We start from the raw sequence: 7812 nt of genomic DNA, 5'->3' as shown, positions 1-7812 counted from the left end.
TTCTGCGTTCATATTAACGAGTTCCCACATATAGATCAGGGCCTAAAACCCCAACCCATAAATGGTTGTCTATTAAAAGAGACCGCTTGCAACAGTAGTCGTCATAGACCACCGCCGCCTGCGTTTCCCTTCCCCATTCCACAATGTCAAAGACCTAACCCGCCGAAGCGGAGAGCGGCTTTTAAAGGGGCCGCGAAACCGTGTCAACCGATTTTTTTCTTTTTCCACAACCGCTTAACCGGTCATTTTAAAGACAACAAAACCACCCAGACCATCTTTGCGAGATGGCCATGCAGGCCCTGAAGAATCGGAAGGTGCGGAACATATCGCTGCTTAGACGAATTGGCAAGTCTGTTTTTCAACCGGCTTGCTTCGTCGGCGGCGCGTCCCGTCGAGAGGGCGGCTTATAGACAAACCGCCCGGCGGGACGCAACCCCTAAAATCACAAAAATGGATTCTATCCCCGTTACGTGGGTTCCGCCTGTTATGCCAACGGCCGAAGATGCTGACCGCATCCGACCGTTGAAGACACGAGCCTGTCTCATATGTCTTCGGGACATGAGACAGGCTCGAAAGGCATACCCAGAGTCATTTCCAATGACCTTGGGTATCAGCCTGCCGTAATATAGGCCTTGAGTGTCTGGGCCTCGTGTTCGGCCTGTGCGATCTTCGCCTTGACCAGATCCCCTATAGAGACAATGCCGGTCAGTTTGGGGCCTTCCATCACCGGCAGGTGGCGGATACGGCGGTCGGTCATGCGCTCAAGGAGGGAGTCCACGGTTTCACCCAGCCGCGCCACGATCACATCTGCGGTCATGATGTCCTGAACCTGCATATCAAGCGCCAAAGCGCCCTTTTGCGCCAGCGCCCCTATGATGTCGCGTTCCGAGACGATGCCGGCGACACGTCCCAGACGATCGGCGACGACAAACGCCCCAACCTTGCGCGTATGCAGAAGGGCGGATACCGCGGCCACTGTATCTTCGGGGGATACGGTGAAGACCTGATGGCCTTTGGCGTTCAAAAGCTGATTTATCAGCATAGGCTCTCTCCCTTTATAGCCGGACCTCCCGATGTCCGGACCAAGAGAGCAGGGTTATGCGAAGACGTTAAGAGGGCAAGGCCTTAATTTGACCCCGATGTCAATTTTGCGTGAGACGTCTCTTTACGGGAAATTCACGCGCTAAAGAAACGCGGCCGGAACAGGCGCATCCACACCCCTATGGTCAGAAGGCCAATTGCGTAACCGATCAGATGCACTTCCCAGGCAATGGTGCCCGCGGCCGGAATGATGCTGATAAAGGCCGACAGGATGTTGATAGCGGTCCACGCGATCGTCATCCCCATCACTCCGCGGTCAGTAAAAGGCAGCATATAGCCGGGGCCGATACGGATGACCGCCCCCATCAGACCTGAAATGGCGCCGGACGCGCCGATCAGCAGGACGTTACGGTCCGGGAAGATCGCGCAATAGACCACCCCGGCCAGAACGCCGCAGAACAGGTAGTACATATAAAAGAGTGCCGCACCACCGATGCGTGTGCCAAAAACACGCGCCACGCCGCTGGCAAAGGCCAGCCCCAAGGCGGCATTCATACCGGCGTGTATCCAGCTCCCGTGCAGGAACAAGGTGGTAAACAGGGCGTAGAAGGTGTCGTACTTCCACAAAAGGCGCGGATTGAGGCCCAGCATATAGACCAGATCGCCGTTTGTATCGAATTGAGATTGCAGGGCGAACAGTGCCAAAATGAGCCCGCTGAGGACTACGGCCGGCCAGGGTGCCGTGAAAAACGGCTCTTTTGTCGTCTCATTCATACGCAACCCTTATCCGGCTACAGCGTCCATCGGCTGGTTGAGCCGCGAATATAGGGCCGCAAAGCGCTTTGCGAAGCCCTTAAACCCTGATTTTGAAACCCTTTAGCGATTTTTAAGACAAAATATACCCAATTTTTAAGGTTCGCGGTCACAGTGGCATCCGATTTGCTTTTCGCCTCTCAAGTGAAGGCGTAAGCCTGACAGGAGCCCAACATGGCGTTTTACAAGATAGCCGCAGCCACCGCAGGCCTCGTCGTCCTCACCGGGGCCCCGGCCCTGGCGCAGACCATGAGCACGACCTCGACCGGTTTTGAGACCGGCTATGGCCGTACCCGCGGTCAGGAGGAGCGCGCCATCGACCCTTCGACGCGCGATGCCAATGGCAACCGTGTGCTGCTGGATGGCGTCATCGTCACCGGCGGCGACCAGAGCATCTATTCCAAGTCGATGACCTATGGCGCGGGCGACAGCTACTCCGGCGCCGGTGCCGTGGGTGGGGCCACCGCCATCGGCAACAATCTCTCGGTTGTCGTCAACGGCAACTACAACACCGTCATCGTCAATTCGACCCAGACCAACAACGGCAACGTCACGGCGACCAATGGCAATCAAACCGCCACCGGTGCCACTGGCACGGACATTACAGGAAATCTCAATGGCTTCTGATACGAAGAAATCGTCGCGCCGCGTGCGTCGTGGCCTCAGCCTGATCGCTCTGGCGGCGGGCGCCATGACCTTGTCGGCCTGTGTGTCGCCGGTCGCCGGTCCGTCGGGCGTCTATGCCAAGCCGATCGGCAATGCCCCGGTGACGGCCAACCCGACCGCCTATTCGGACGCTCTGGTCTGCCTCGGCTCCTATGCCCGCAAGCATAGCCTCGCTTCGCCGCGCATGGCGGTGGGCCGCATCTCGGACTACACCGGCAAGGTGGAATACGAAGGCGGGCGCAAGATAACGCAGGGTGCCTCGCTGATGGCGATGACCGCTCTGGCCAAGTCCGGCGCGCGTCAGGTCGAACGTTTTGACACGTCGGTGTCGGAACTGGAGCTGAAGTACACCAACAACAAGCTGATCACCGATAATGAGGTCGCCAACCCGACCGAAGCCGGCGAATACCGCCGCATCATGGCGGGTCAGATCGCCGGTTCCGACTTCCACATCGTGGGCGGTATCACCGAGCTGAACTACAATATCCGCTCGTCCGGTATCGACGCCTATGTCGGCGACGCTGACGCCCGCGACACCAAGGGCATCGTCAATGGCCGCCTCTATGTGATGAATGTCGCGCTGGACCTGCGTCTGGTCGATACCCGCACGCTGGAAGTGGTGGACGTCATTTCTTACCAGAAGCAGATCATCGGCCGCGAAATCAAGGCCGGCGTGTTCGACTTCTTCAACGGCAACATCTTCGACGTTTCGGCGGGCGAAGGCGGGCTTGAGCCCATGCAACTGGCGGTGCGTGCCCTGATTGAACGTGCCACGCTGGAATTCATGGCCAACCTCTATGGGGTGCAAGGCCCCGAAATCTGCCTGAACCCCAAAGACGACTTCCTCAACGACGCCACGCTGGGCAAGACCGGCGGCTACACCCCGGCCTATAACAATCTGGAGACCAACAATGCGGGTACGCGCGAAGATCCTAGCCGTTGGCACAATACTCGCAACCGCAACACTGGCGACGGCCGCTACTAGTCAGACGACGACCCCGGTTACGGGCGGGCTCGACATCACCAATGATCAGGTTCAGACCGGCGACATCTTCTCCGGTCAGACCCTGAACGTGGTGGAAAACTACGACCTTCTGAAGGTCGAGACGTCAGGCCACGGCAATGCGGTGACGGTCGGCAATGAACAGGTTGATGCCAAGCTGACCTCTGTTCAGGTGCTTCAGGGCAATGTCACGGCTACGGCTACGGTCAATGGCACGGCGGCTCCGGAAGACTACCGCAAGTCGCTGGGCACGCCTCTGTATATGACGACGCAGGCCGTCGGCAATTATGGCGCGGGGACGACCACGGACGGCAAGCTGGTGGCCAATACCCAGCAGTATGTCGATGCGGTCAATGTCCACGCCGATACGCAGGTCAATTCCCCCAACAACTCCATCTATGAGTCGGGTGAGATCAATACGGTCGCGGTCACCAACCATCAGGCCTATCAGGTGACCAACGGACGTCTGGAATCGACCGCCCATCAGCAGTCGGATGCCGAAGCCCGCGCCCGCACCGGCGTGGTGCTGCACTATTCGCCGTCACCGAACCTGTACACCGCCTCGGCGATGAACAACTACTACGCTTCGAACTCGACCGATCGCGGCTCGCAGGAGCATACGGTCACGCAGGATGCGAGCGGACGCACGGAATCCTACGTCTCGGCCAATGCGGGCAATGCCTGGCACATGGCCACGCAGTCGGACGCCGCCGCCAACACGGTGACGCTGTACAATACCGGCGGTTCGCTGGTCACCGACACGCGTCAGGCCAATGGCGGTCAGGTGCAGTCGATGAGCGTCCTGAGCGGGTATGAGTATGGGGAGATGCATTCGACCGCGACCGGCGTGGGCAACAGCCTGACGGCGGGTAACGGCGACAAGTACGTCAACATCAATACCGAGCAGTTCAACGACGGTCCGATCGACGTGCAGGCCAGCTTTGAAGGCCATACGGGTTACGACGCCTATGTCACCGCCGAAGCGACGGGCAACTCGGCCTATGCCTATGCCTGCGCCGAATGCGAAGCGGACATGACGGTGCGCAACTCTCAGGTCAACAACGCCAATGTGACGGCTTCGACAACGACGACTATCGGCGGATCGGGCCGGGCCATCGTTTCGACCAGCCGCGCCATCGGCAATACGGCGACCTATTACGTGTCGGGGAATGGCAAAAACTAGGTCGTTACCTACATTACGATTTCGTAACTTTATTCAGCCGCAAAACTTTGAAAAGGTCGCCCCACATTTTCCTATGAGGGGCGACCTTTTCATGTCGATACGTAGCCAATTCCTGACCGCCGCAGCGGTTGCCGCCCTGTCCACCGGGCTTTTGTCGGCGACGGCGCTGACGCCCGTGGCCTATGCCCAGACGGCGCCTAAGGCACCGGCGGTCCTGCCGGGCGGCGTCGAATTCGCGCAGCCCCATTCCGACATCACACCTGACCCTCAGGCGCGTTTCGGCCGCCTGCCCAACGGCCTGACCTACATCATCTATCCGAACAAGACGCCGCCGGGTGTGGTTGCCCTGCGCATGCGCTTCGGCACCGGCTCGCTGATGGAGTCTGAGCAGCAGCTTGGCCTCGCCCACTTCCTTGAGCACATGGCGTTTAACGGCTCGAAAAATGTGCCCGAAGGCGACATGGTCAAGATCCTTGAGCGCCACGGCCTGAAGTTCGGCCCCGACACCAATGCCTACACCTCGTTCGATGAGACGGTCTATATGCTGGACCTGCCCAAGAACGACGAAGAGATCATCGACACCGGCCTGTTCCTGTTCCGCGAGACAGCGGGCAATCTGACGCTGGACCCCAAGGCCATCGACCGTGAGCGCGGCGTCGTGCTGGGCGAAGAACGCGCGCGCAATTCGCCAGGCTTCCGCGCCTATGTCGAATGGGCCAAGGCCGCCTTCCCCGGTCAGCTCTACGGCCACCGCCTGCCCATCGGTTCGACCAAGGTCATCGCCGAGGCCCCGGCTCAGGCCTTTATTGACTATTATAACGACTTCTACCGCCCGGAACTGACCACGGTGGTGGTGGCCGGTGATGTCGATGCAGACACAATTGAAGCCAAGATCAAGGCGAAATTCTCGGACCTGACACCCCGTTCCAAGCGCCCGCTGGATAAGCTGAGCTTCGGCACCTATACGCCGCAAAAAGCCTCGGCCTATACCTATGTCGAGCCGGGCCTCAGCAAATCCATGCAGGTGACGTGGTTCAAGCCGTTCGACGATTCGTGGGAAACACAGGCCAAGGACTTCGACGACACGCTCGATAACCTGACCCTGTCCATCCTCAACCAGCGCCTTGAGCGTCAGGCTAAGTCCCCGGAAAGCGCCTTTGCCGCCGCCGGGGCCGGCGACGACACGGTCGCCAAGACCGCCGAAACCCTCAGCCTGAGCATCACGCCCAAGCCCGGCAAGGAAAAGGACGCCTTTGAGCAGGCCTTTACCATGGTGCGTCAGTTCGAAACCTATGGCGTGACCGAAGACGAGGTGACGCGCGAGCTGGCCGACATGGCCGCCAGCCTTGAGGCGCAGGCCAAGGGCGAAAAAACGCGCAATACCGGCGCCATCGTCAATGCGCTGGTCGGTTCGGTGGCGGACAAGGAGGTCATGACGGCCCCCAGCCAGAACCTCGCCTTCTTCAACAGCATCAAGGGCCGCCTCACCGCCGCGGCGGTCAGTGCCCGCGCCAAGACGCTGTTCGCCGGTGACGGCCCGCTTCTGACGCATATGGCGTCCGATCTGGGCGGCTTCGACAAGCCGGCCATGCTGGCGTCGTATGAGGCCATCAAGGCCAAAACCGTTGAAAAACCGGCGGTCGCGGTCAAAAAGGCCTGGCCTTACGAAACCTTTGGCAAGGCCCCGGCCTCTGTCGTAAAGGAGATGCTGCTGACCGATATCGGCGTCACCGAACTGGCCTATGCCAACGGCGTAAAGGTCACTATCAAGCCGACGACCTTCAAGGATAACGAAATTCTGGTCAATGTCCGCTTCAACGGCGGCCTGACCACCATCGGTCAGGACAAGGCCCTGCCGCTTCAGGCCGCCAACTGGGTCGGCGTCTTCGACGGCGGTCTGGGCAAGCTCGATTCCGAAGAGATCAAGGAGACGCTGGCCGGACGCATCTACGGGGCCAATTTCGGCATCGGCGAAGAGGCGGCGGTCCTGTCCGGCAACACGACGCCGAGCGATTTCGCGCTTCAGATGCAGGTGCTGACGGCCTTCGTCACCGACACGGCCTATCGTCCGCAGGCGCTGGATCGTCTGAAATCCTTCCTGCCCAACTATTACCAGACCCTGTCCTCGACGCCCAACAGCGTCTTCTCGACCAAGGCCCCGCGCCTGCTGCGCAATGGCGACACCCGCTTCGGCCTGCCGGAAAAGGACGCCGCTCTGGCGGTGAAGAACGACGATGCCAAGGCGCTGGTCACCGGTATCCTGACCACCGCGCCCATCGAAATCACCATCGTCGGTGACATAACGGTCGAAGAGGCCAAAAAGGTTCTGGACACCACCTTCGCCACCCTGCCCAAGCGCGCCGAAACCATCGCCCCGGTCAAGGGCGCGGATACGCTCAGCTTCCCCACGACCAACCTGCATCAGGTCCTGACCCACACCGGCCGCGCCGATCAGAACCTCAGCTACGTCGCCTGGCCGACCACGGACTTCTTCGCCGATACGAAGCAGGCCCGCGCCACCGAAATGCTGGCCGAAGTCATGACGCTGCGCCTGATCGACGAAATCCGCGAAAAGCAGGGGGCGTCCTACGGCTCATCGGCGGGCAGCGTAATGTCCAATACCTTCAAGGGTTATGGCTATCTGGCCGCGCAGGCCACCGTGAAGCCCGAAGTCGATCAGACCTTCTATGACTCGCTGCTGGCCATTGCCGAAGACCTGAAGGCCAAGCCGGTGGAAGCCGACGAACTGCTGCGCGCCCGCAAGCCGGTGCTGGATCGTTACGACGTTCAGGTCAAGACGAACGGCTACTGGATCGGCGTCCTGCCCGGCATTCAGGCCGATCCGCGCGATCTGACGGCCATCCGCACACGCAAGGCCGAGGTCGAGGCGGTGACACCTGCCGACATTCAGGCCATGGCGAAGAAGTGGCTGATCAAGGAGAAGCTGCTGCGCATTCAGGTCAAGCCGGCGGACAAACCCGCCGCCGCCCCGGCGCAGTAAAGCAAAACCCCTCCGGCCCATACCGGAGGGGTTTTGCTTATCTCTTGCTCCGCCTGCCCGGCGGAGCAAGGAAGAAAAGCGAAAAATCTCGCAGGGCCGTCCACG

General features: G+C 60.1%; 6 protein-coding genes. 4 read left to right on the top strand and 2 right to left on the bottom strand.

The window, feature by feature from the left end; all coding sequences use genetic code 11:
• Nucleotides 1–610: 610 nt before the first annotated feature.
• Both ACK8OE_RS07430 and ACK8OE_RS07425 read right to left on the bottom strand, forming a co-directional pair.
• Nucleotides 611–1042 carry a CBS domain-containing protein gene (locus tag ACK8OE_RS07430; RefSeq protein WP_126421515.1) on the bottom strand — a complete coding sequence of 144 codons (432 nt, stop codon included), beginning with the start codon at nucleotides 1040–1042 and terminating at the stop codon, nucleotides 611–613.
• Between the two features lie 134 nt (nucleotides 1043–1176).
• Entirely contained in the window at nucleotides 1177–1815 is a 639-nt protein-coding gene (locus ACK8OE_RS07425) for a rhomboid family intramembrane serine protease (protein ID WP_410272018.1), read from the bottom strand.
• Between the two features lie 213 nt (nucleotides 1816–2028).
• On the opposite strand from ACK8OE_RS07425, the gene hfaA reads away from it, so the two are divergent.
• The 4 genes from hfaA (at nucleotide 2029) to ACK8OE_RS07405 (ending at nucleotide 7707) form a co-directional block, all read left to right on the top strand.
• Nucleotides 2029–2481, top strand: a complete 453-nt coding sequence (gene hfaA, locus ACK8OE_RS07420) for a holdfast anchoring protein HfaA (RefSeq protein ID WP_290799561.1) — start codon at nucleotides 2029–2031, stop codon at nucleotides 2479–2481.
• Nucleotides 2471–3505 (top strand): holdfast anchoring protein HfaB, encoded by a 1035-nt coding sequence (hfaB, locus tag ACK8OE_RS07415; RefSeq protein WP_290799560.1) that lies wholly within the window; start codon nucleotides 2471–2473, stop codon nucleotides 3503–3505. The genes hfaA and hfaB overlap by 11 nt, the downstream gene beginning before the upstream one ends.
• Nucleotides 3432–4706 (top strand): holdfast anchor protein HfaD, encoded by a 1275-nt coding sequence (gene hfaD / locus ACK8OE_RS07410; RefSeq protein ID WP_410272017.1) that lies wholly within the window; start codon nucleotides 3432–3434, stop codon nucleotides 4704–4706. The genes hfaB and hfaD overlap by 74 nt, the downstream gene beginning before the upstream one ends.
• Nucleotides 4707–4797: 91 nt before the next feature.
• Nucleotides 4798–7707, top strand: coding sequence for a M16 family metallopeptidase (locus ACK8OE_RS07405; protein ID WP_410272016.1), 2910 nt, complete (start codon nucleotides 4798–4800; stop codon nucleotides 7705–7707).
• Nucleotides 7708–7812 lie beyond the last annotated feature (105 nt).

The organism is Asticcacaulis sp. W401b (genome assembly GCF_046503825.1).
Taxonomy (GTDB): domain Bacteria; phylum Pseudomonadota; class Alphaproteobacteria; order Caulobacterales; family Caulobacteraceae; genus Asticcacaulis.
The sequence above is the reverse complement of the archived record's forward strand: the minus strand, read 5'-3'. Positions and strand labels throughout refer to the sequence as shown.

Excerpts from the sequence above, each read along its gene's own strand:
- ACK8OE_RS07430 (WP_126421515.1), bottom strand. The coding sequence starts at position 1,042 with ATGCTGATAAATCAGCTTTTGAACGCCAAAGGCCATCAGGTCTTCACC.
- ACK8OE_RS07425 (WP_410272018.1), bottom strand. The coding sequence starts at position 1,815 with ATGAATGAGACGACAAAAGAGCCGTTTTTCACGGCACCCTGGCCGGCC.
- hfaA (WP_290799561.1), top strand. The coding sequence starts at position 2,029 with ATGGCGTTTTACAAGATAGCCGCAGCCACCGCAGGCCTCGTCGTCCTC.
- hfaB (WP_290799560.1), top strand. The coding sequence starts at position 2,471 with ATGGCTTCTGATACGAAGAAATCGTCGCGCCGCGTGCGTCGTGGCCTC.
- hfaD (WP_410272017.1), top strand. The coding sequence starts at position 3,432 with ATGCGGGTACGCGCGAAGATCCTAGCCGTTGGCACAATACTCGCAACC.
- ACK8OE_RS07405 (WP_410272016.1), top strand. The coding sequence starts at position 4,798 with ATGTCGATACGTAGCCAATTCCTGACCGCCGCAGCGGTTGCCGCCCTG.